This is a genomic window from Rhizorhabdus wittichii (assembly GCF_017607425.1).
GTDB classification, from domain to species: Bacteria; Pseudomonadota; Alphaproteobacteria; order Sphingomonadales; family Sphingomonadaceae; genus Rhizorhabdus; species Rhizorhabdus wittichii.
This window is the reverse complement of record NZ_CP059319.1, coordinates 1,544,494-1,566,743: the sequence shown is the minus strand read 5'-3', so window position 1 is coordinate 1,566,743 and position 22,250 is coordinate 1,544,494. Positions and strand designations below refer to the sequence as shown.

Genomic DNA, 22,250 nt, shown 5'->3' with positions numbered 1-22,250 from the left:
GATGGCTATGATTAAACCAAGAAAACTACAATTGGATTTTATGATTTCGGTCCTCTAGCCCCCGTGTCAGGGAGGAGCCTTCCATGACCAAGATTTACCCGAACGCCGCAGCGGCGCTTGAGGGATTGCTGTTTGACGGAATGACGATCTCCGCCGGCGGTTTCGGCCTGTGCGGTGTTCCGGAGCGTCTGATCGACGCGATCGTCGCATCGGGCGTCGGCGGCCTGACGGTCGCGTCGAACAATGCCGGCATCGACGGGGAGGGACTCGGCAAGCTGCTGCGCACCCGCCAGATCAGGAAGATGATCAGCTCCTATGTCGGCGAGAACAAGGAGTTCGAGCGGCAATATCTGGCCGGCGAGCTCGAGGTCGAGTTCTGCCCGCAGGGCACGCTGGCCGAGCGGATGCGCGCCGGCGGCGCCGGCATCCCCGGCTTCTACACGAAGACCGGCGTCGGCACCCTCGTCGCCGAGGGCAAGGAGAGCAAGGAGTTCGACGGCGAGACCTATGTGCTCGAACGCGGCATCCGCTCCGACCTGGCGATTATCAAGGGCTGGAAGGCCGACGAGAGCGGCAACCTGGTGTTCCGCAAGACCGCGCGGAACTTCAACCATCCGGCGGCGACCTCGGGCAAGGTCTGCGTGGCCGAGGTCGAGGAGATCGTGCCGGTCGGCAGCATCGACCCCGATCACATCCATCTGCCGAGCATCTATGTGAAGCGCCTCGTCCTCGGCGCGCCCTATGACAAGAAGATCGAGTTCCGCACGACCCGCGCGAGGGAGACCGCATAATGGCCCAGGAAAGCAAAGGTTGGGACCGCAACCAGATGGCGGCGCGCGCCGCCAAGGAACTCAAGGACGGCTTCTACGTCAACCTGGGTATCGGCATCCCGACCCTGGTCGCGAACAACATCCCCGCCGGGATGACCGTGACCCTGCAGTCGGAGAACGGCATGCTCGGCATCGGCCCGTTCCCCTATGAGGACGAGGTCGACGCCGACCTGATCAACGCCGGCAAGCAGACGATCAGCCAGCTTCCCTCGTCGAGCTTCTTCTCCTCGGCCGACAGCTTCGCGATGATCCGCGGCGGGCATATCGACCTGACCGTGCTCGGCGCGATGGAGGTGTCGGAGGGCGGCGACATCGCCAACTGGATGATCCCCGGCAAGATGATCAAGGGCATGGGCGGCGCGATGGACCTCGTCGCCGGCGTCAAGAAGATCATCGTCGTCATGGAGCATAATGCCAAGGACGGCAGCCCGAAGTTCATCCCGGCCTGCACCCTGCCGCTGACCGGGAAGAACGTCGTCGACATGATCGTCACCGACCTGGCGGTGTTCCAGCGCCCCGATCACGCCTCGCCGTTCAAGCTGGTCGAGATCGCCCCCGGCGTCACCGCCGAGGAGGTCGCCGCCAAGACGACCGCGCATTATCTGAGCTGAGGCGACGTTCCAGACCCTCTCCCGTGAAAGCGGGAGAGGGCATCCCGGGCGATCGGGCTCAGGCGGTCTGGACGTCGAAGGCGAACCAGGCGCTCCGGCCGTGATCGTAGAGCTGCACGGCGCGGTCGGTCACCATGACCGAATAATGGGTCGAAGAGGCGCGATCATAGCCCTTGGCGGTCGTCCCATCGATCTCGATCGAGACGAAGCTCTGGTCGGCCGCATCGTAGAGTTCGGGCAGCGTGCCGCCGAACTTCGCCGCGCGGTCGCCGTCGAAGCCCTGCAGATGCTCGCCCCGCGCCTCCGCCGCGATCCGCAGATGGCGCCCCGCCGCGTGATCGTAGATGCCGGCCACCTTCGTCTGGGTGATCAGGGCGTGGGCGGCAGCCGCCACCATGGCGCGTGTATGGGAAAGCATGGCGGCACCTGACATCCTCGACCGGGGAAAATCAAGCGGGTGCCGTCAGCCAGCCGGGCGATAGGATTGGGAAGGAGCGGTTTTCCCCGTCGTCATCCCGGACTTGATCCGGGATCCAGAACCGCAACGCTGCGGCTCCGTCCCGACGGAGCGGCAATGGACCCTGACTTTCGTCAGGATGACGCTTGTCTCCCTATGCCGTTTTCCGCTTCAGCAGCGCCGAGCGCAGGCATTCGCAGACGATCTCGTCGCGCTGGTTGATCAGGCGGTGGCGGAAGGTGACGATGCCGGCGTCGGGGCGTGAGCGGGATTCGCGCAGTTCGACCACCTCGGTCTCCGCGCGCATCGTGTCGCCGATGAAGACCGGCTTGGGCATCACCAGCTTGTCATAGCCGAGATTGGCAACGAGCGTGCCGAGCGTCGTGTCGCCGACCGACAGGCCGACCATCAGCGCGAAGGTGAAGGTGCCGTTGACGAGGATCTGGCCGAACTCGCTGGCCTTGGCCGCCTCCAGGTCGATGTGGAGCGGCTGCGGATTGTGGGTCATCGTCGAGAAGAGCAGGTTGTCGGTCTCGGTGACGGTGCGGCGGATCTCGTGCCGCAGGCTGTCGCCGACCTGCCATTCGTCAAACCACCGGCCGGCCATCGCGCATCCTCCCTCTGATCAGCAGGGGCGGTGTATCGCAAGCGGCGATATCTGGAAAATCGAAATGGCGCGGGGCCGTGCATAGACCGCGTCTATGGACGGGCCCGTGGTTCAGAGATCGAGCGCGGTGACGAGGATCTCGATGCCCCGATCGCCGCGCGTGGCGAAGCCTTCGCGCGCGAGGCGCATCGCGGCGTCGCCGATCCTGTGTCGCTTCTCTTCCAATATCCGGTCCAGCTCGGTCTGGGGCGCGCGCCGGGCGAGCTTGAAGATGGCGCCGCTGTCGAGTTCGACGATGGCGGGTTCGCCGTCGAGCGATGCATGGAAACCGGGGTGACCACCCTCTTCGAGGCGGGAGCCGAGTATCAGGGACATGGGAGCTCCGGCTGGCTGCGAGCGTGCCGTGGCGGCAATCTTTCGGCGCAGTCTCCCGGACCTAGTCCATCCCGCCGTCATGACGGTATGATCCAGATTAGGTTCAGGCGGCGTCGGGGTCGAGATAGAGATAGGCGGCGTCGAACTGGCCGCGCGCGGCGAGCCAGTCGGGACGGAGGATCTCGACATGGGAGGAGCGGACGATGCACAGCCCCTCCTCGCGCAACTGCCGCAGGATGCGGTTCATGTGGATGCTCGTCACCCCGCAGATCTCGGCCAGGTCGTTCTGGGTCAGGTCGAGCGCGAAGCGCCGCCCGTCGCTGAGGCCGACCGCGCGGAGCCGGGCGTTGGTCTCGCACAGGAAATGCGCGACCCGGCCCATCGCATCGAGCCGGCCGAGCCGGAACAGCCAGGCGCGGTGCATCGCCGCGTCGAGCAGGGTGGAGAACCACAGCTTGCGGGCGAGCACCGTATCCGTGACCAGCGCGTGCATCCGATCGTGCGGCACGATCGCGACGCGCGCATGCGTCACCGAGGCGATGTCATGTTCGAGCTGGGACAGCGCATAGCTGTGCAGGTCGACGAAATCGCCCGGCAGGTGCAGCCCGACGAACTGGCGCAGGCCGTCGCGGTCGGAAATGGTGCGGCCCATCAGCCCGTCGATGATCAGCGCGCTGTGCCGCAGCGTCTCGCCCGCCTCGACCATCACGGTGCGGGCCGGCACGACCTTGATCTCGCTGATCGCCCTCTCGATCGCGGCGTGCTCGGCGGGTTCGAGCATCATGCCCCGACGTCCCTTGAGGAACTTCTCCGTAATCATTCCGCGTGCGTTGCCCCCGAGCGCGAGGGCCGCCCGTCCGGCCCAGCAAGATCGATGGTGCTCCTCCTAATCCGGAACTTCCGGAATGAGATTGCCGTAGGTTAGTTTTGCGGAAGAATTGCAACTTCCTTGTAATCAAAGGGTTTTGGTTGACGACGTCCACCGCCCCGCGGATCGCGTCGCCGCGCCGTGGGCCATGAGGAGCCGCGCGGAAAAACCATGCCGCATTTCCACTTTCACGTCTCGAACGGCACCGGGGAGACCCGCGACGAGGAGGGCGTGGACCTGCCCGATCTCGACGCCGCCCATGCCCGGGCCCTGTCGGGAATCCGATCGATCCTGCGCGAGGAGCTCGGCCGTGGCGTGCTCGATTTCGGCGGCATGATCCGCATCACCGATCCGCAGGGGCGCCTCGTCCGCGAGGTGCCGTTCGACAGCGCGGTCGAGGTTCGCCGCAGTGGCGGCCCTCGCTGAGCGCAGCCGGCCGGCCGGGGCCACGCCCTGGGCCGACCGGCTGCTGATGAAGTTGCGGCAGCGCGACGACGTCGACGCCGACGAGGAAGCCGCGCTGCGCTCGATCGTCGAGCCGCCGCAACATTATCCGGCGCGCAGGGTGATCATCGAGGAGGGCCGGCCGCTCGAACGGTCGGCGCTGCTCGTCGAAGGCCTCATCGCCCGGTTCAAGGACATGCGCGACGGCCAGCAGCAGATCAGCGAGCTTCATGTCGCCGGCGACTTCGCCGACCTGCACAGCTTCACCCTCAAGCGACTCGATCATGGCATCCTCGCGCTCACCGGCTGCCGGATAAGCTGGGTCGGGCACGACGCGCTCAGGACGGTGATCGAGCGCTTCCCCCATCTCGGCCGGCTGCTGTGGTTCTCGACCAATCTCGACGCGGCGATCCATCGCGCCTGGACGGTGTCGCTCGGCCGCCGCGACGCGGTTGCGCGGCTCGCCCATCTGCTGTGCGAACTGCAGGTCCGGCTGGAGATCGTCGGGCTTGCCGATCCGAGCGGCTATCCGCTCGCGCTGACCCAGAACGACCTCGCCAACTGCCTCGGCCTGACCTCGGTCCATGTGAACCGGGTGCTGCGCGACCTGCGCGAGCGCGGGCTGGTCACCTTTCGCGGCGGCCATGTCACCATCGCCGACCGCGCCGGGCTGTGCGACCTCGCCGAGTTCAGCCCCGACTATCTGTTCCTCGAGAAGCGATCGCGCTGACCCGCCGTGCGGGGGTGACATCGACCGGGCGGCGGCCTTATCCTCCGGCATGGACAGGATGCCGAGGAGAGGGCGATGACACGGGGATTGGGACGCATCGGCATCTGGTCGATCGAGCTGCGCTTCGGCGATCCGGTCGAGGCGGGGCGGGCGGCGGCCGAGCTGGAGGCGCTCGGCTTCGGCGCGATCTGGGTTCCCGGCGCGATGGACGACCGCATCCTCGCCGATGTCGACCGGCTGCTCGACGCCACCTCCACCGTCGCGATCGGGACGGGCATCATCAACGTCTGGAAGGTCGCCGCCGCCGATGTCGGCGGCTGGTGGCAGGCGCTGCCGGCCGAGCGGCAGGCGCGGCTGATGCTCGGCTTCGGGGTCAGCCATGGGCCGGCGATCGGCGAACAATATGGCCGGCCGCTTGCGACCATGGCCGCCTATCTCGACGGGCTCGACGCCGCCGGCGTGCCGGCCGAGCGCCGCTGCCTCGCCGCGCTCGGCCCGAAGATGCTCGATCTCGCCCGCGACCGGACGGCCGGGGCGCATCCCTATCTGGTCACCGCCCGGCACACGGCCGAGGCGCGCGATCGGCTGGGGCCGGGCGCGCTGCTCGCGCCCGAGCAGGGGGTGATTCTCGAAAGCGATCCGGCGCGAGCGCGGGAGATCGGACGCGCCGCGCTGTCCAGCTATCTGAACTTCCCCAATTATCTGAACAACTGGCGGCGGCTCGGTTACAGTGAGGAGGACGTCGCCGGCAGCGACCGGCTGATCGACGACCTCTTCCTGTGGGGCGACCGCGACCGCATCGCGGCGGGCGTGCAGGCCCATTTCGATGCCGGCGCCGACCATGTCTGCCTGCAACTCATCCGCGGCGCGGTCGGCAGCGACATGGCGATGCCGATCGAGGGATGGCGGACGCTGGCCAAGATGCTGCTCTAGGACGGGTCGGTTTCGAGGAATTCGAGGAAGCTGGAGACGGCGCGGCTGCGGTGCCGCTCGCGGTGGAGCAGCAGGCTGAAATTGCGTTCGGGCAGGACGCAGTCGAGCCGCTGGATCAGGCCGGCCTTGCGGCGCGGGGTGGCGGCGGCGTCGGAGATGGGGGCGATCATCGCGCTGCCCTCGACCGCCGCCAGCACCGCTCCGTTCGACGGCAGTTCGAGCCGGATGTCGAGATCGCCGATCGCAAGGCCATGGTCGGGCAGCACCGTCGCGAAATGGTCGCGCGTGCCCGACCCCGGCTCGCGCATCACCCAGACGGCCTCCAGCAGCTCCGCCCGGCCGATCGGGCGGCCGGCGAGGCGGTGGTCGATCGCGGCATAGAGGCCGAGCCGGTCATGCCCCACCGTCCGCACGTCGAGCAGCGGATGATCGGTCCGGCCCTCGACCACCGCCAGGTCGGCATCGCCCGCGAGCACGGCCGACGCGGCCTGGGCGGTGTTGCCGTCGGCCATCGACAGGGTGATCCCCGGCCGCGCGGTGGCGAAGCGGGCGAGATAGCGCGGCAGCCAATAGGTCGCGACCGTCTGGCTGGCGGCGATGCGGACCTCGCCGCGGATCAGGCCCGACAGGTCGTCGAGCACTTGCCGCGCCTGTTCGGCCTGCGCGAGCACCGCCTTGGCCTCGGGCAGGAACAGGCGGCCGGCGCTGGTCAGCTCCAGCCGACGGCCGATCCGGTCGAACAGCCGGCTGCCGTGCCGTCCCTCCAGCGCGGCGACGGCGGCGCTGACGGCGGGCTGCGACAGATGGAGAAGGGCCGCGGCGCGGGTCATGTTCGATGCCTCGGCGACGGCGACGAAGATGCGGAGCTGATCGAGGGTCATCGATAAAGACAGTCTATCGTTTTGTTCCAATCAATCGATTGGACTTGGAGGTTTGTCAAGTCGATCTATCAGGGATGATAGTTGGGCTTTCGACATCACCCTTCGGCCGGCTGCTGCCGGGCCTTGCCCTGAGCATCGCGGTCGCCGGGGCGGCGCTGCTGCTCGCGCGGGTCGAGGCCGTGGCGGTGGGACATAGCTGGCTCGAGCCGCTGGTGCTGGCGATCCTGCTCGGCACGGCCCTGCGCACGGCCTGGGCGCTGCCGGCATCCTTCGCGCCCGGCATCGACTGCGCGGCGCGTACCGTGCTGGAGGTGGCGGTGATGCTGATCGGCGCGACGATCAGCTTCGGGACGCTGATGGCGGCGGGACCGGCGTTGCTCGTCGGGATCGTCGCGACCGTGGTCTGCGCGATCGGCCTGTCCTTCCTGATCGGCCGGGCGTTCGGCCTGCCGTCCAAGATGGCGACGCTGGTCGCCTGCGGCAACGCGATCTGCGGCAATTCGGCGATCGCCGCGGTCGCGCCGGTGATCGAGGCCGACAGCAGGGACGTCGCCACCGCGATCGCCTTCACGGCGGTGCTCGGCGTCGGCGTCGTCCTGCTCCTGCCGCTGCTCGCCGCGGTGCTGCATCTCTCGCCCGCCGCCGGCGGGGCCCTGGCCGGCCTGACCGTCTATGCGGTGCCGCAGGTGCTCGCCGCCGCCGGGCCGATGGGCGGCGTCGCGGTGCAGGTGGGGACGCTGGTGAAGCTGACCCGGGTGCTGATGCTGGGGCCGGTGCTGTTGCTGCTGTCGCTGGTCGCGCCGCGCGCCGGGACGGCCGGACCTGCGGCCGGGGGCCGCGCCTCGTTCGATCGACGGCGCTTGGCATTGATCCTGCCCTGGTTCATCGTCGGCTTCCTGCTGCTGGCGGTGCTCCGGTCGATCGGGCTGCTGCCGGCGGCGGCGGTCGGCGCGGCGGACCATGTCGCCGGGCTGCTGACGGTCGTCGCGATGGCGGCGCTGGGGCTGGGGGTCGACCTGCGCAGCGTCGCGGCCGCGGGCCCGCGCGTGACGGCGGTGGTGACGCTGTCGCTGTGCCTGCTGGCGGCAATCGCGCTGGGCATATTGTGGGCGACCGGGCTCGCCTGGAACGGCTGACGGAGCGGAAGGACGATGGATCGGTTCGATATGATGATGAGGGCGCCGCTCGACCGCCGGCAGATGCTGGCGGGCGCGGCGGCGATGCTGGCGGCGGTGCCGGCCGGCGCGCAGGGGCTGGTCGACCTGCGCCTGCCGGGCGGGCCGTCGCGGCGGCCGCTGGCGGGCGGCTTCCCCGGCAAGGGGGAGATGATCGTCCAGCGCATCCATCCGCCGCTGCTCGAAACCCCGATGGAGGTGTTCGACGGCGACGTCTTCACCCCCAATGACCGCTTCTTCGTGCGCTGGCACTGGTCCGATTTCCCCACCTCGGTCGATGCCGGGGCGTTCCGCCTGGCCGTCCACGGACGGGTGCGGCGGCCGCTGTCGATCAGCCTCGCCCAGTTGCTGCGGATGCCGCGCGTCGAGCTGGCGGCGGTGAACCAATGCTCGGGCAATTCGCGCGGCCTGTTCGAACCCCGCGTCCCCGGCGCGCAATGGGCGCATGGCGCGATGGGCAATGCGCGCTGGACCGGCGTGCGGCTGCGCGACCTGCTCGACCGGGCGGGGGTGCTCGCCGATGCCGTCGCGGTCCGCTTCGCCGGGCTCGACGGGACGACGGTGGAGGGCGCGCCGCGCTATGAGAAGGCGCTCGCCATCGACCATGCCCGCGACGGCGAGGTGATGATCGCCTTCGCGATGAACGGGGAGCAGCTGCCGCTGCTCAACGGCTTTCCGATCCGGCTGATCGTGCCCGGCTATTATTCGACCTACTGGATCAAGATGCTGTCCGACATCGAGGTGCTGGCCGCGCCCGACGATGGCTACTGGATGGCCAAGGCTTACCGGATACCGACGACGCCGGGCGCGGACATCGCGCCGGGGACCAAGGATTTCCCGACGGTGCCGATCGGCCGGATGGTGCCGCGCTCCTTCGTCACCAGCCTGCGCGAGGGGCAGGCGGTTCCGCTTCGCCCGGTGCTGCCGGTCGGCGGGATCGCGCTGGGCGGCGACCGGGGCGTCGCCCGGGTCGAGCTGTCGGCCGACGGCGGGCGGAGCTGGCTGCCGACCCGGCTCGGCCCCGACCATGGCCGCTACAGCTTCCGTCGCTGGGATGCCGATCTGCCGCTGGCGGGACCGGGGCGGCTGACGCTGATGGTCCGCTGCACCAACGATGCGGGGGAGGGGCAGCCGATGAAGCCGGTCTGGAACCCGAGCGGCTTCATGCGCGGCAATGTCGAGGCGGTGTCGATCGAGGTGCGGGCCGATGCGTGACCGGACCTGGCTGGCCGCCGGACTCTGCGCCCTCGTCGCCGCGATCGCGCTCTCGGCCGGATCGCGCGCCGCGCCGCGCTTCGCCATCACATCGACCTCGGTCGAGCTGCCCTATGACGAGACGGCCTATCCCGAGGGGCCGGGGGCGGAGGTGATGAACGCCAATTGCGCGTCGTGCCATTCGGCGAGCATGGTGCTGCTCCAGCCCAGATTGTCGCGCGAGCAATGGACCGGGATCGTCCGCAAGATGCGCGACGTCTACCGCGCCCCCGTCGCCGACGAGGACGTCCCGGCGATCATCGACTATCTGGCGAAGCTATCGCCGAGCTGAGGCCTGCTCGGCGCGCATCCGGCGGACCGAGGCGTCGAACACCATGTCGGAGAAGCTGGCCGAGGTCGCCAGCCGCAGCGCGTCGTCGGCGCAGCGCTGCCGCACGCTGTCGGCGAGGATCGTGTCGGGGCCGCCGGCCTGGCCCGACATGCATTGGATCTCGGCCGCGCGCTGCACCGTCCACAGCAGCATGAAGGTCGCCGGGATCGACCGCTCGCACACCGCGATGCCGTGGTTGCGCAGCACCAGGACATGCTTGTCGCCGATGCTCTCCAGCATCCGGCCGCGCTCGTCGTCATAGAGGGTGATGCCCTCGAAATCATGATAGCCAACCCGGCCGAACAGCTGGGCGCCGTAGAAATTGTCGTGGCTGATCCCCTCGCGCTTCATCGCCACCGCCGACACCGCATTGCTGTGGGTGTGGGCGACGCAGGCGACGTCGGGCCGGTTCGCATGGATCACGCCGTGCAGCGCGAACCCCGCCGGGTTGCCGGGATAGGGCGACGGCTCGACCAGCTTGCCGTCGATCCCGACCTTGATCAGGTTCTCGGGCGTGATCTCCTCGTAGAGCAGGCCGAAGGGGTTCATCAGATAGTGATGCTCGGGCCCTGGAAGCCGGACCGAGATATGGTTGAAGATGATCTCCGACCAACCGAGATGGACGACGAGGTGGTAGAAATCGGTGAGCTGGCGGCGAAGCGCGGCTTCGTCGAGCGGTTGTGCGGAGGCTGTGACCATCTGGCGGTTCCCGGTAAGGTGCGGTGGCGCGGACCGGCCATGGGTCTAAAATCCCCATGGTTCGCTGTAAAGGCGGAGGCACCGGCCGGCGCCGCGCCATTTGGGAGTTGACGCAAAAATACACTGCTGTATTTATCGGTGACGGTTTCCATCGATCACCATCGCGGAGCAGGGCATCTCGTGACGAAAGGCGCGGCACAGACGAAGGCCACCGCCAGGCGGTCCTGGGTGCGGACGCCGCCGCCCGAGCAGACCCCGTCGACCGAGGACTGGGTCCGGCTGGCGCGCGAGGTGCTGATCAGCGAGGGGATCGTCGCGGTCAAGATCGACCGGCTCGCCAAGCTGGCCGGCGTCACGCGCGGCGGCTTCTACTGGCGCTTCCAGAGCCGCGACGAACTGCTCGACGCGCTGATCGCCGACTGGCGCGACCGCAACACCACGCCGATGCTGCAGGTCCTCCGCAGCGACGCCTCCCCGAAGGAGCGGATGCGCGGCCTGGCCGAGCTCTATATCGAGGGGCGCGGGTTCAGCGAGGCCTATGACAGCGCCGTCCGCGCCTGGGCCGCGCTGTCGCCGCCGATCGCGGAGATCGTCCGGGCGGTCGACGGCATCCGGCTGGAGGCGCTCGAGGAACTGTTCCGCGACGTTGGCTTCGACGCCGACGAGGCGATGATCCGCGCGCGCATCACCTATTTCCACCAGGTCGGCTATTATGCGATCGGCATGCAGGAGAGCGCCGAGGAGCGATGGAAGCTCGTCGACCGCTATACCGACGTGCTGTTCAGCAACCTGTTGAAATAAATACCCGTTCTCCGAAGTTTTTAGGAGCGGCATGTGCTTATCCAAGAAATACACAACTGTATTTATGAGAGATGAAGATGCGCTATTCGGCGTGGACGGTTTTCAAACAGGGGCTGGGCGGCCAGCGCGGCTGGAAGCCTGCCTGGCGGTCGCCCGACCCGAAGCCGGACTATGAGGTCGTCGTCATCGGCGGCGGCGGCCATGGGCTGGCGACGGCCTATTATCTGGCCAGGACCTACGGCATCCGCCGCGTCGCGGTGTTGGAGAAGGGCTGGATCGGCGGCGGCAACAGCGGCCGCAACACCACGGCGATCCGGTCCAACTATTATTACCGCGCCAGCGCCCGGATGTACGAGCATTCGCTCAAGCTCTACGAGAGGCTGTCGAAGGAGCTGAACTATAATGTGATGTTCAGCCAGCGCGGCATGATCTCGCTGGCCCACAGCCCGCACGATGTCGAGTTGGCGCATCGGCAGGCCGGCGCGATGCGGCTGAACGGGGTGGACGCGGACTTCCTGACGCCGGCCGAGATCGCCCGGCGCGTACCGATCCTCGACATGTCGCCCGAGGCGCGCTTCCCGGTGTTCGGCGGACTGCTCCAGAAGCGGGCGGGCACCGCGCGGCACGACGCGGTGGTGTGGGGCTATGCCCGCGCCGCCGATGCGCTGGGCGTCGACATCATCCAGAATTGCGAGGTGACCGGCTTCCGGCGCGGCGCCGACGGCGCGGTGACCGGGGTCGAGACCTCGCGCGGGCCGATCGCGACGACGCGGATCGGCGTCGCGGTCGCCGGCCATTCGAGCCGGCTCGCCGAGATGGCCGGCTTCCGCCTGCCGATCACCAGCTATGCGTTGCAGGCCTTCGTGTCGGAACCGCTCAAGCCGGTGCTCGACACCGTCATCCTGTCGCCCGCGACCGGGGTCTATATGAGCCAGTCCGACAAGGGCGGCCTCGTCATCGGCGGCGGGCTGGACCTCTATCCCTCCTATGCGCAGCGCGGCAACATGCCGGTGATCCGCAACGTGCTGGGCGCGGTCGCGGCGCAATATCCGGCGCTCGGCCGGGTCCGGTTGCTGCGGCAATGGGCCGGCATCGTCGACGTCGTCCCCGACAGCAGCCCGATCATCGGCGCGTCGCCGGTGCCGGGGCTGTTCCTCGACTGCGGCTGGGGCACCGGCGGGTTCAAGGCGATCCCGGTCGGCGGCACGATGCTGGCCCACCAGCTCGCCACGCTGACGCCGCACGAACTGGCCGAGCCCTTCTCGCTCGAACGCTTCACCACCGGCGCGCTCATCGACGAAGCCGCCGGCTCCGGCATCGCGCACTGAGGATCGATCATGCTGCAAATCTCCTGCCCCTGGTGCGGTCCCCGCGACGAGATCGAATTCCGCTGCGGCGGCCAGAGCCATATCATCCGCCCCGGCCCGCCCGAGGCGGTCGATGACGCGACCTGGGGCCGCTATCTGAGCGAGAAGATCAACCCGCGCGGGGACCATCTCGAACGCTGGCTGCACGCCGCCGGCTGCCGCCGCTGGTTCAACGTCGCGCGCGACACCGCGACCCACCGCATCCGCGCGGTCTATCACATGATCGAACAGCCGCCCGCGATCGACGATGAGGGGAGCGCGCGATGAGCCAGCCTTTCCGCCTCGCCGCTGGCGGGCTGGTCGATCGCGGCCGGCCGCTGTCCTTCCGCTTCGAGGGGCGCGACTATCGCGGCTATGCCGGCGACACGCTCGCCTCCGCATTGCTCGCCAACGGCGTCCGGCTGGTCGGCCGCTCGTTCAAATATCACCGCCCGCGCGGGATATTGGGGTTCGGGCCGGAGGAATCCAACGCGCTGATGCAGCTCGGCATTGGCGCGCGCACCGCGCCCAACCTGCGCGCCACCGAGATCAGGCTGCACGACGGGCTGGAGGCGAGGGCGGTCAATTGCTGGCCGAGCGTCCGTTTCGACGTCGGCGGGGTGAACAACCTGCTGTCGCGCTTCCTGGCGGCGGGCTTCTACTACAAGACCTTCATGTGGCCGCACTGGCACGTCTATGAGGGCGTGATCCGGTGGGCGGCCGGCCTCGGCAAGGCGCCCAAGGCCGCCGATCCCGACCGCTACGAGAACCGCTTCGCCCATTGCGACCTGCTGGTGGTCGGATCGGGCCCGGCCGGCCTCGCCGCGGCGCGGGCGGCGGCGGACGGCGGCGCGCGGGTGATCCTCGCCGAGCAGGATCATGTGCTGGGCGGGCGGCTGCGCTGGGAGGGCGGCGAGATCGACGGCCTGGCCACCGATCGCTGGGCCGACGCGACGATCGCGGCGCTGGCCGCGATGCCGAACGTCCGCATCCTGCCGAGCACCGCCGTCACCGGCTATTTCGACCATGACGCGCTGGCGATGATCGAAGCGGTGTCGGGCGACGATCCCGCCGCCCCGGCGCACCTGCCGCGCTACCGGCAATGGCAGGTGCGGGCGGGCAGGGTGGTTCTCGCCACCGGCGCGATCGAGCGGCCGCTGGTGTTCCCCGGCAACGACCGGCCCGGCGTCATGCTGGCGAGCGCGGTGCGCCATTATCTGGCGCGCTACGGCGTCCGCTCCGGGGACCGGGCGGTGATCTTCACCAACAATGACGAAGCCTATCGCACCGCCGTCGCCTTCCGGGCCGCCGGGGGCACGGTGGTGGCGGTGGTCGACACGCGGGCCGACGTCGACCCGGCGGTCGCCGCCTCGGTCGAGACGCTCGGCATCCCGTTGCTGCGCGGCGCGTCGGTGGTGGCGACACAGGGGGCGAAGGCGCTGCGCGGCGTCACGGTGCGCCGGGCGGACGGCGGCACGCTGCGCCTCGTCTGCGACCTGCTGGCGATGTCGGGCGGCAGCAACCCAAATGTCGGCCTCTTCTCCCAGTCGGGCGGGCAACTCGCCTTCGACGAGGAACTGGCCGCCTTCCGCCCCGCCCGGTCGGTGCAGAACGAACGGTCGGTCGGCGCCGCCGCCGGGCTGCGGACGCTGGGCGAGGCGCTGGCGAGCGGCCATGCCGCCGGAACGGGCGACGGCGCCGCGCCGCGCGCCACCGACGCGCATCCGGCGCCGGCCGTCACCGCCTGCTGGCGGATCGACGCGCCGGGCAAGGCCTTCGTCGACATGCAGAACGACGTCGGCGCCGACGATATCGGCCTTGCCGCGCGCGAGAGCTTCCGCTCGGTCGAGCATCTCAAGCGCTACACCACGCTCGGCATGGCGTCCGACCAGGGCAAGACCTCCAACGTCAACGCGCTGGCGATCATGGCCGGGCTGACCGGGCAGGGCATCGCCGAGACCGGGACGACGCGCTTCCGCTTCCCCTTCGTGCCGGTCGCGCTCGGCGCCTTCGCCGGCCGCGCCCATGGCGAATTGCTGCGGCCGCTGCGGCGGCTGGCCTTGCACGACCGCCATGTCGCACTGGGAGCGATCATGGAGGATTATGGCTGGCTCCGCCCGTCGGCCTATCCCCGCGCTGGCGAGAGCCGGTTCGAGGCCGAGCAGCGCGAGGCGCGGGCGGTGCGCGACGGGGTCGGCATCTTCGACGGCTCGCCGCTCGGCAAGATCGAGGTGCGCGGCCCCGACGCGGGCAAGCTGCTCGACTTCATCTATGCCAATACGATGTCGACGCTGAAGGTCGGCAAGGTCCGCTACGGGTTGATGCTCAACGAGCTGGGAGTCGTCATCGACGACGGCGTCTGCGTCCGGCTGGGCGAGGATCATTTCCTGGTCGGCGCGTCGAGCGCCGGCGCGGACCGGATCGCCGCCTGGCTGGAGGAATGGCTCCAGTGCGAGTTCGTCGACCATGACGTGCTGGTCGCCCCCGTGACGACGAACTGGTCGGTGGTGACGCTCACCGGCCCGCGCGCCCGCGACCTGCTCGCCGAGGCGGGGGCGAGCTTCCCGCTGGGGGCCGAGGCCTTCCCGCACATGAGCTTCCAGGCCGGCACCGTCGCGGGGATCGAGGCGCGGGTGATGCGGGTGAGCTACACCGGCGAGACCTCCTACGAGATCAACGTGCCGACCGGCCGCACCGCCGAGCTATGGGACGTGCTGATGCGGCTCGGCGGCCGATATGGGCTGGCCCCGATCGGCATCGACGCGTGGAACCTGCTGCGCCTCGAAAAGGGCTATCTGCACATCGGCGCCGATACGGACGGGACCACGACGCCGCTCAACATCGGCTGGGACCATGTCCTGCGGCGCAAGGGCGACTTCGCCGGCAAGCGTTCGCTGATGCTCGCGCTGCACCAGGACCCGGCGCGGCTCCAGCTCGTCGGGCTGCGCGCGGAGGGCGGCGAGCCGCTGCCGATCGGCGCGCATCTGGTTCGTGGCGAGGGGGCGGATCGCGCCAGCGACGGCTTCGTCACGTCGAGCGTCCATAGCCCGGTGTTCGGCCGGGGCGTCGCGCTGGCGCTCGTCCATGGCGGCACCGGCCGGATCGGGGAGACGGTCGCGCTGGAGCATGAGGGGCGCCGGCTGACCGCCACGATCGTCCAACCCACCCTCTACGATCCCGAAGGAGCGCGGCTCAATGGCTGACATCTGGAAGGCGGCCGCCGCGACGGTCGCGGTGCGCGAACGCGCGCCCGGGTCGATCGCCACGCTGCGGCTGCGGCGGCCTTCGGCGGACGACCTCGCACGGATCGGCGCGCTGATCGGCACGACGTTGCCGACCGTCCCCAACCGCATTGCCGACGGCGCCGCGCGGGTGATCTGGATCGGCCCCGACGAATGGCTGATCCTCGGCGATACCGCATCGAACGCGGCGATCGAGGCGGCGGCGACCGACGCCGCTGCGGCGCTGTGCGTCGGCGTCGGCGACGGGCGCTGCATGTTCGAGGCGACCGGCCCCGACGCCGCCGAGCTGCTGGCCAAGGCGACGTCGATCGACCTGCATCCGGCTCTGTTCACCGAGGCGATGTCGGCGATGACGCTGTTCGCGCAGGTCAACGCGATCGTCGATCGCCCGCCGGGCCTCGACGGCTTCCGGCTGATCTTCGACGTCAGCCTCCGCGACTATCTCCGCCGCTGGTTCGGCGACGCGGTCGTCGAGTTCGGCTGAAGCCACGGCCCGCCGCCGCCTTCCTTCCCATCATCCCGATCATCGAAGGGTTGCCATGACCGCCGCCTATGTCCTGACTCTGTCCTGCCCCGACCAGCCGGGGATCGTCACCCGCGTCACCGCCGAGCTGTACAGCTACCGCGCCAACATCGTCGAAGCCGCCCAGTTCGAGGACAGGGAGACCGGCCGCTTCTTCATGCGGGTGGTGTTCACCGTGCCCGAGGGCGTGACATTGGACGTGGTGCGCGACACCTTCACGCCGGTCGCGCGCCATTACGACATGCACTGGGCGATCCGCCCGCGCGACCAGCGGCGCAAGGTGCTGCTGCTCGCGTCGAAGTTCGACCATTGCCTGGTCGACCTGCTCTACCGCAACCGCATCGGCGAGCTGAACATGGAGGTGGTCGGGATCGTCTCCAACCACCCGCGCGAAACCTATGGCGACCTCGGCGACGCGCCCTTCCACCATTTCCCGATCACCCGCGACAGCAAGGCCGAGCAGGAAGCGCGGATCAAGGCGCTGGTCGACGAGACCGGCGCCGAGCTGATCGTGCTCGCGCGCTACATGCAGATATTGTCGGACGACCTCGCCGCCTTCCTGGCGGGGCGCTGCATCAACATCCATCACAGCTTCCTGCCCGGCTTCAAGGGCGCCAAGCCTTATCACCAGGCGCATGCGCGCGGCGTGAAGATGATCGGCGCGACCGCCCATTACGTCACCGCCGACCTCGACGAAGGGCCGATCATCGCCCAGGACGTCGAGCAGATCAGCCATGCGGACTCGCCCGAGGCGCTGGTGCGCAAGGGCCGCGACATCGAGCGGCGCGTGCTGGCGCGGGCGGTGCGCCACCATCTGGCCGACCGGGTGCTGCTCAACGGCGCCAAGACCGTGGTCTTCACGGACTGATCCGATGGCCGCCACCATCGACGGCAAGGCGATCGCGGCGGCGATCCGGGCCGAGGTCGCGGCCGGCGTCGCGGCGCTGACGGCAGAGGGCGGGGCCGCGCCGGGGCTGGCCGTCGTGCTGGTCGGCGAGGACCCGGCGAGCCTGGTCTATGTCGGCCGCAAGATCGCCCAGACCCGCCAGGCGGGCATCCGTTCGTTCGAGCACCGGCTGCCCGCCGGGACGGGCGAGGCGGACCTGCTCGGCCTGATCGAACGGCTCAACCGCGACGACGAGGTCCACGGCATCCTCGTCCAGCTTCCGCTGCCGCGCCACATTCGCGCCGATCGGGTACTCGACGCGATCGACCCGCTCAAGGACGTCGACGGCTTCCATCCGGTCAATGTCGGCCGGCTGTCGATCGGCACCGACGGGCTGGTACCCTGCACGCCGCTCGGCTGCATGTTGCTGCTGGAAACGGTGATCGACGATTTCCGGGGGCTGAAGGCGGTCGTCATCGGCAAGTCGAACATCGTCGGCAAGCCGGTGGCGATGCTGCTGCTCGAACGCGAGTGCACGGTGACGGTGACGCATATCCTGACCCGCAACCTGCCCGACATCGTCCGCACCGCCGACATCGTCGTGGTCGCGGCCGGGAGCCCGGGGCTGGTGCGCGGCGACTGGGTCCGGCCCGGCGCGGTGGTGATCGACGTCGGGATCAACCGCATCGGCGAACCGGGCAAGGACAGCCGGCTGGTCGGCGACGCCGCGTTCGACGAGCTGGGCCATGCGGCGGCGATCACGCCGGTTCCCGGTGGGGTCGGGCCGATGACGGTCGCCTGCCTGCTGCGCAACACGCTGGTCGCCGCGCGCCGGCAGCAGAGGGCGGACGCTTCGCCTAAAAAAGGCGCCTGACCGCCTCTGGTCCCGCGCTTTCATAGGGCTATTCCTGGCCGGGAAGGGACCTGCACGGGGCAGGGCGACATCGATTCCTGTCGGAGGTTGGACGTTCGAGCGATGCAGCAGCAGGCGCGGGTTGTGATCATAGGCGGCGGCGTGATCGGCTGCAGCATCCTCTACCATCTCACCAAGCAGGGATGGACCGACGTGGTGCTGCTCGAACGCAAGGAGCTGACGGCGGGATCGACCTGGCACGCGGCGGGCGGCTTCCACACCATCAACGGCAACGCCAACGTCGCCCGGCTCCAGGCCTATACCTGCGGCATCTACCGCGAGATCCAGGAGCTTTCGGGGCAGGACGTCGGCGCCCATTATGTCGGCGGGCTGCTGGTCGCGGCGACCGAGCAGCGCTGGGAATTCCTGCGCGCCGAACATGCCCGCCACCATGTGCTGGGGATCGAGTCCGAACTGCTCGGCCCGGCGGAGATCGCGAAGCTCGTCCCGATCATGGAGATGAAGGACGTGATCGGCGCGATCTACGATCCGCTCGAAGGCTATCTCGATCCCTCGGGCGCGACCTATGCCTATGCCGGCGCGGCGCGGGCGGCGGGCGCGACGATCCACCGCCACACCATGGTCGAGGGTCTGGCGCGCCGGCCGACCGGCGAGTGGGAGGTGCGGACCGACAAGGGGACGATCGTCGCCGAGCATGTCGTCAACGCCGCCGGCCTCTGGGCGCGCGAGGTCGGCCGGATGGCCGGGGTCGATCTGCCGCTGGTGCCGATGGAGCATCACTACCTGATCACCGACGACCTGCCCGAGCTGAAGGGCAGGCCGGAGATGCCGTCGGTCGCCGATCTCGACAGCGGGCTCTACCTGCGGCAGGAGCATGACGGCATGCTGCTCGGCGTCTATGAGCGTGACGCGGTGCCGTGGGCGGTGGCGGGGACGCCGTGGGATTATGCCGAGAACGAGCTGCTCATCCCCGACCTCGACCGGCTCGGCGAGGACCTGACGCGCGGGTTCGAGCGCTATCCCGCGATCGCCAATGCCGGGATCAAGCGCATCGTCAACGGCCCCTTCACCTTCTCGCCCGACGGCAATCCGCTGGTCGGCCCGATCGCCGGCCTGCCCAATTACTGGGTCGCCTGCGGGATCATGGCGGGGTTCGTCCAGGGCGGCGGCATCGGCCGGTCGCTCGCCGAATGGATCATCGACGGCCAGCCGTCGATCGACGTCCACGGCATGGACATCGCCCGCTTCGACCCCAGGCTCCCCGAGCCGGTGACGATCGCCCGCGCGCGGGAATTCTACGGCCGCCGCTTCGACATCCCCTATCCCAACGAGATCTGGCCGGTCGGCCGCCCGCTCAAGACCTCGCCGCTCTATGCGGCGCACGAGGCGAAGGGCGCTGTGTTCATGAGCAGCTTCGGCTTCGAGGCGCCGGCCTATTTCGCGCCGCCCGGCGCGCCGTTCGAGGAGACGCCGACCTTCCGCCGGTCGAACGCCTTCGCGATCATCGGCGAGGAATGCCGCGCGGTCCGGGCCTCGGTCGGCGTGGTCGACATGTCGGCGGTGTCGAAATTCCAGGTCGACGGGCCGGGGGCGGAAGCCTTCCTGCGCAAGGTGATCGCGTCGCCGCTGCCGGCGGTCGGCCGCACCCTGCCGGCGCTGCTGCTGTCGAAGGTCGGCCGGATCATCGGCGACCTCAACGTCAGCCGGCTGGCCGGAGACCGCTATCTGTTGACCGCGCCGACCTTCATGCAGGCGATCTACATGCGCTGGTTCGAGGAGCATGGGCGCGGCCTCGACGTCGCGTTGCGCAACGTCACCGACGAGCTGGGCGGGCTGTTCGTCGCCGGCCCGCGCGCCGCCGCGATGATCGATGCGCTGAGCACCCATCATCGCATCGGCAGCGCCGTCGCGCCGGGCGAGCTGACCGAGGCGGCGATCGGCTACGCGCCCTGCCACGTCCTCGCCTCCGACCGGATCGGCGAGATGGGCTTCGAGCTCTATACGCCCACCGTCCACCTCTATCCGCTCTACCGTCAGATCATGGCGGCGGGCGCCGGGATGGGCGTCCGCGACATCGGCATCCGCGCGTTCAGCACGCTGGTCATGGAGCATGCCCCGGGCACCACCCTGCGCGAGATGTCGCAGGACCACACGGTCGCCGAGTGCGGCTATGGCGAACTGCTCGACCGGACGCGCGACGACTATATCGGCTGCGCGGCGGCGCTCGCTTCGCTCGACGGCGAGCCCGAATACCGGCTCGTCGCGCTGCGCGTCGACACGGTCGACGCCGATCCGGCCGGCGAGGAGCCGGTATGGGTGGGCGACGCCTATGTCGGCGCGACCAGCTCGGGCTATTACGGCCATACGGTGGGTTATGCGATGGCGATGGCCTTCCTGGACGCCGCCGGGCGAGCCGAGGGGGCCGCGCTCGAAGTGTCGGTGCTGGGCGAGCGGCGGCCGGCGCACATCGTACCGTTGCCCTTTCCGAAGGGCTGAGATGTCGGGAGGCGGCCCATGCCGCCGCAACAGGGGAGGTCATCATGCGTCGTCGATCCTGGGCTGCGGCCCTCGCACTGGTCGCCCTGCTGTCGGGCACCGCCCCGGCGGCGGCCCCGCAGGCGCCTGTCGACCTGCTCGACCTGATGAAGGTTCGCGGCGCCGCGACCGTGCAGCGCGGTGTTCCGGTCACGCTGCGCGACGGCACGCGGCTGTTCGCCACCCTCGTCACCCCGAACCGGCCCGCCGGCGAGCGGCTGCCGACGATCCTGATCCAGTCGCCTTATGATCCGTCCTGGGAGCTGGGCGGCGCGACCGTCTCTCGCCTCGTTCATGCCGGCTATGCGATCGTCGTCGTCAACGCGCGCGGCACCCAATGGTCGGAGGGCGAATATCACTGGATGAAGGGCGCCGCCGACGACGGCGAGGACAGCGTCAAATGGGTGACGGCGCAGCCCTGGTCGAACGGCAAGGTCGGCGCCTATGGCTGCTCGTCGAGCGGCGAGGTGCAGTTCGCCCTCGCCAAGCGCAATCCGCCCGGCCTGAAGGCGATGGTGGCGATGGCGGCCGCCACCGGCATCGGCGTCATCCCCGGCTATGCCGACCAGGGCATCTTCTACACCGGCGGGGTGCCGTCGTTCGACTGGGCCTATTGGTATCGCACCCAGGGCCATCTCCATCACCCCAAGCTGCCGGCCGGCATCTCGCAGCAGGAGCGCGAGGCGCTGATCGCCACCTATTCGGCGGCGGCCGTCGCCCCCGAAGGATGGGACTGGGCGAAGCATCTGCCGAGCCGCGACGTATTGAAGGGGACCGGATCGCCCGAGTCCGAGTTCGACCGGATGATCGCGATGAAGCCGAACGATCCGCGCTGGCGCGAATATGACTTCCTCAACACCGGCGACAGCACGCGGGTGCCGATGCTGCACGTCGACAGCTGGTACGACACGATCGAGGTCTATCCCACCGCCAAGGCCTTCGAATATCTCTCGCGCAATTCGCCGGACCAATATCTGATCCTCGGCGGCACCGCGCATTGCTCGATGGGGACCGAGACCGAGAAGACGATGGTCGGCGAGCGGCCAATCGGCGACGCCCGCTTCGACTATGAAGGGCAGGTCGTGCGCTGGTTCGACCATTGGCTGAAGGACGACGGCAAGGGCGAGCTGGCGATGCCGCGCGTCCAATATTACCCGCTCGAAGCGAACCGCTGGGTGAGCGACAAGGCGTGGCCGCCGCGCTCGACGCCGCGCCGCCTGTTCCTCGACAGCGCGGGCGACGCGAACGGGCTGGCCGGCGGCGGCAAGCTGGTCGACCGGCCGGGCAGGGGCGCGCCCGACCGCTTCGCCAGCGATCCGCTGAACCCCGTGCCGACCCATGGCGGCGGCTGCTGCGACCGCAACGTCTCGCGCGACCAGAGCGCGATCGAGCGGCGCGACGACGTGCTCGTCTACACGACCGCGCCGTTCGACAGGACATTGAAGGTCGCGGGTTATGTCAACGCCACGCTCTATCTGTCGACCTCGACGCCCGACGCCGACGTCGCGGTGAAGCTGGTCGACGTCTATCCCGACGGCAAGGCGTACAACATCTACGACACGATCCAGCGGCTGCGCTATCGCGACGGGATCGACCGCGAGGCGCCGATGGAGGCCGGCCGCGTCTACAAGGTCGAGCTGAAGCAGATCGTCGCCGCTTCGCATTTCGCGCCCGGCCACCGCCTGCGCATCGAGATCGCCGGCAGCAACTTCCCGCAATATGAGCGGAACATGCACCGGGGCGGCGCGAACCATGAGCAGCGCGAGCCGGTGACCGCCAGCACCACCCTCTATCACGACAAGGATCGCGCCTCGTTCATCGAACTGCCGGTGGTGCCCTGATGCCAAC

General features: G+C 69.3%; 23 protein-coding genes. 17 read left to right on the top strand and 6 right to left on the bottom strand.

Features of this window, described 5'->3' with window-relative positions:
- Window positions 1–83 precede the first annotated feature (83 nt).
- Window positions 84–791: a CoA transferase subunit A gene (locus HRJ34_RS07440; RefSeq protein ID WP_011951804.1), complete on the top strand. Its 708-nt coding sequence runs from the start codon at window positions 84–86 to the stop codon at window positions 789–791.
- Window positions 791–1,441: a 3-oxoacid CoA-transferase subunit B gene (locus HRJ34_RS07435; RefSeq protein ID WP_016746021.1), complete on the top strand. Its 651-nt coding sequence runs from the start codon at window positions 791–793 to the stop codon at window positions 1,439–1,441. The genes HRJ34_RS07440 and HRJ34_RS07435 overlap by 1 nt, the downstream gene beginning before the upstream one ends.
- A 58-nt stretch (window positions 1,442–1,499) precedes the next feature.
- On the opposite strand, the gene HRJ34_RS07430 is transcribed toward HRJ34_RS07435, so the two are convergent.
- The 4 genes from HRJ34_RS07430 to HRJ34_RS07415 all read right to left on the bottom strand — a co-directional run bounded on the left by HRJ34_RS07430 (window position 1,500) and on the right by HRJ34_RS07415 (window position 3,664).
- Window positions 1,500–1,859: a hypothetical protein gene (locus tag HRJ34_RS07430; RefSeq protein WP_029994374.1), complete on the bottom strand. Its 360-nt coding sequence runs from the start codon at window positions 1,857–1,859 to the stop codon at window positions 1,500–1,502.
- 193 nt (window positions 1,860–2,052) lie between these two features.
- On the bottom strand, window positions 2,053–2,505 hold the full coding sequence (locus tag HRJ34_RS07425; RefSeq protein WP_208633736.1) for a MaoC family dehydratase: 453 nt from the start codon (window positions 2,503–2,505) through the stop codon (window positions 2,053–2,055).
- A 111-nt stretch (window positions 2,506–2,616) separates the two neighbouring features.
- Window positions 2,617–2,880 carry a hypothetical protein gene (locus HRJ34_RS07420; RefSeq protein WP_016746019.1) on the bottom strand — a complete coding sequence of 88 codons (264 nt, stop codon included), beginning with the start codon at window positions 2,878–2,880 and terminating at the stop codon, window positions 2,617–2,619.
- A gap of 103 nt (window positions 2,881–2,983) precedes the next feature.
- A complete protein-coding gene (locus HRJ34_RS07415; RefSeq protein WP_011951800.1) occupies window positions 2,984–3,664 on the bottom strand; it encodes a Crp/Fnr family transcriptional regulator in 681 nt (226 codons plus the stop codon).
- Window positions 3,665–3,919: 255 nt separating this feature from the next.
- Between HRJ34_RS07415 and HRJ34_RS07410 the strand changes: the two genes are divergently transcribed.
- The 3 genes from HRJ34_RS07410 (at window position 3,920) to HRJ34_RS07400 (ending at window position 5,855) form a co-directional block, all read left to right on the top strand.
- The gene (locus HRJ34_RS07410) at window positions 3,920–4,174 is read left to right on the top strand and encodes a DUF6894 family protein (RefSeq protein WP_016746018.1); all 255 of its coding nucleotides are present in this window, start codon (window positions 3,920–3,922) and stop codon (window positions 4,172–4,174) included.
- The gene (locus HRJ34_RS07405; RefSeq protein ID WP_030089599.1) at window positions 4,158–4,922 is read left to right on the top strand and encodes a Crp/Fnr family transcriptional regulator; all 765 of its coding nucleotides are present in this window, start codon (window positions 4,158–4,160) and stop codon (window positions 4,920–4,922) included. The genes HRJ34_RS07410 and HRJ34_RS07405 overlap by 17 nt, the downstream gene beginning before the upstream one ends.
- A 75-nt stretch (window positions 4,923–4,997) precedes the next feature.
- Window positions 4,998–5,855, top strand: a complete 858-nt coding sequence (locus HRJ34_RS07400; RefSeq protein ID WP_208633735.1) for an LLM class F420-dependent oxidoreductase — start codon at window positions 4,998–5,000, stop codon at window positions 5,853–5,855.
- Here HRJ34_RS07400 and HRJ34_RS07395 read toward each other — a convergent pair.
- Complete coding sequence (locus HRJ34_RS07395; RefSeq protein ID WP_208633734.1) at window positions 5,852–6,736, bottom strand: LysR substrate-binding domain-containing protein; 885 nt, start codon at window positions 6,734–6,736, stop codon at window positions 5,852–5,854. The two genes, HRJ34_RS07400 and HRJ34_RS07395, sit on opposite strands and share 4 nt — an antisense overlap.
- A 74-nt stretch (window positions 6,737–6,810) precedes the next feature.
- On the opposite strand from HRJ34_RS07395, the gene HRJ34_RS07390 reads away from it, so the two are divergent.
- Genes HRJ34_RS07390 through HRJ34_RS07380 form a run of 3 tightly spaced genes read left to right on the top strand, consistent with a single transcriptional unit; the run spans window position 6,811 to window position 9,457 of the window.
- Entirely contained in the window at window positions 6,811–7,872 is a 1,062-nt protein-coding gene (locus tag HRJ34_RS07390; RefSeq protein WP_029994378.1) for a YeiH family protein, read from the top strand.
- A 15-nt stretch (window positions 7,873–7,887) separates the two neighbouring features.
- A complete protein-coding gene (locus tag HRJ34_RS07385) occupies window positions 7,888–9,126 on the top strand; it encodes a molybdopterin-dependent oxidoreductase (RefSeq protein WP_011951794.1) in 1,239 nt (412 codons plus the stop codon).
- On the top strand, window positions 9,119–9,457 hold the full coding sequence (locus HRJ34_RS07380; RefSeq protein WP_011951793.1) for a c-type cytochrome: 339 nt from the start codon (window positions 9,119–9,121) through the stop codon (window positions 9,455–9,457). The genes HRJ34_RS07385 and HRJ34_RS07380 overlap by 8 nt, the downstream gene beginning before the upstream one ends.
- Here HRJ34_RS07380 and HRJ34_RS07375 read toward each other — a convergent pair.
- Window positions 9,443–10,195 carry a class II aldolase/adducin family protein gene (locus HRJ34_RS07375; RefSeq protein ID WP_208633733.1) on the bottom strand — a complete coding sequence of 251 codons (753 nt, stop codon included), beginning with the start codon at window positions 10,193–10,195 and terminating at the stop codon, window positions 9,443–9,445. The genes HRJ34_RS07380 and HRJ34_RS07375 overlap by 15 nt on opposite strands.
- Window positions 10,196–10,423: 228 nt before the next feature.
- Here HRJ34_RS07375 and HRJ34_RS07370 point away from each other — a divergent pair, with 228 nt between their 5' ends.
- From HRJ34_RS07370 to HRJ34_RS07330, 9 genes are all read left to right on the top strand, one after another.
- Window positions 10,424–10,996, top strand: a complete 573-nt coding sequence (locus HRJ34_RS07370; RefSeq protein WP_226949090.1) for a TetR/AcrR family transcriptional regulator — start codon at window positions 10,424–10,426, stop codon at window positions 10,994–10,996.
- A gap of 71 nt (window positions 10,997–11,067) precedes the next feature.
- Window positions 11,068–12,324: a sarcosine oxidase subunit beta family protein gene (locus tag HRJ34_RS07365; protein ID WP_011951790.1), complete on the top strand. Its 1,257-nt coding sequence runs from the start codon at window positions 11,068–11,070 to the stop codon at window positions 12,322–12,324.
- A gap of 9 nt (window positions 12,325–12,333) precedes the next feature.
- The gene (locus HRJ34_RS07360) at window positions 12,334–12,630 is read left to right on the top strand and encodes a sarcosine oxidase subunit delta (RefSeq protein ID WP_016747188.1); all 297 of its coding nucleotides are present in this window, start codon (window positions 12,334–12,336) and stop codon (window positions 12,628–12,630) included.
- Window positions 12,627–15,545 (top strand): sarcosine oxidase subunit alpha family protein, encoded by a 2,919-nt coding sequence (locus HRJ34_RS07355; protein ID WP_208633732.1) that lies wholly within the window; start codon window positions 12,627–12,629, stop codon window positions 15,543–15,545. The genes HRJ34_RS07360 and HRJ34_RS07355 overlap by 4 nt, the downstream gene beginning before the upstream one ends.
- The gene (locus HRJ34_RS07350; protein WP_208633731.1) at window positions 15,538–16,068 is read left to right on the top strand and encodes a sarcosine oxidase subunit gamma; all 531 of its coding nucleotides are present in this window, start codon (window positions 15,538–15,540) and stop codon (window positions 16,066–16,068) included. Before HRJ34_RS07355 ends, HRJ34_RS07350 begins: the two co-directional genes overlap by 8 nt.
- Window positions 16,069–16,123: 55 nt before the next feature.
- On the top strand, window positions 16,124–16,975 hold the full coding sequence (purU, locus tag HRJ34_RS07345) for a formyltetrahydrofolate deformylase (RefSeq protein ID WP_011951786.1): 852 nt from the start codon (window positions 16,124–16,126) through the stop codon (window positions 16,973–16,975).
- 4 nt (window positions 16,976–16,979) lie between these two features.
- Window positions 16,980–17,867, top strand: coding sequence for a bifunctional methylenetetrahydrofolate dehydrogenase/methenyltetrahydrofolate cyclohydrolase FolD (folD, locus tag HRJ34_RS07340; RefSeq protein WP_208633730.1), 888 nt, complete (start codon window positions 16,980–16,982; stop codon window positions 17,865–17,867).
- Window positions 17,868–17,969: 102 nt separating this feature from the next.
- Entirely contained in the window at window positions 17,970–20,363 is a 2,394-nt protein-coding gene (locus HRJ34_RS07335; protein ID WP_208633729.1) for a GcvT family protein, read from the top strand.
- A gap of 44 nt (window positions 20,364–20,407) precedes the next feature.
- The gene (locus HRJ34_RS07330) at window positions 20,408–22,243 is read left to right on the top strand and encodes a CocE/NonD family hydrolase (RefSeq protein ID WP_208633728.1); all 1,836 of its coding nucleotides are present in this window, start codon (window positions 20,408–20,410) and stop codon (window positions 22,241–22,243) included.
- Window positions 22,244–22,250 lie beyond the last annotated feature (7 nt).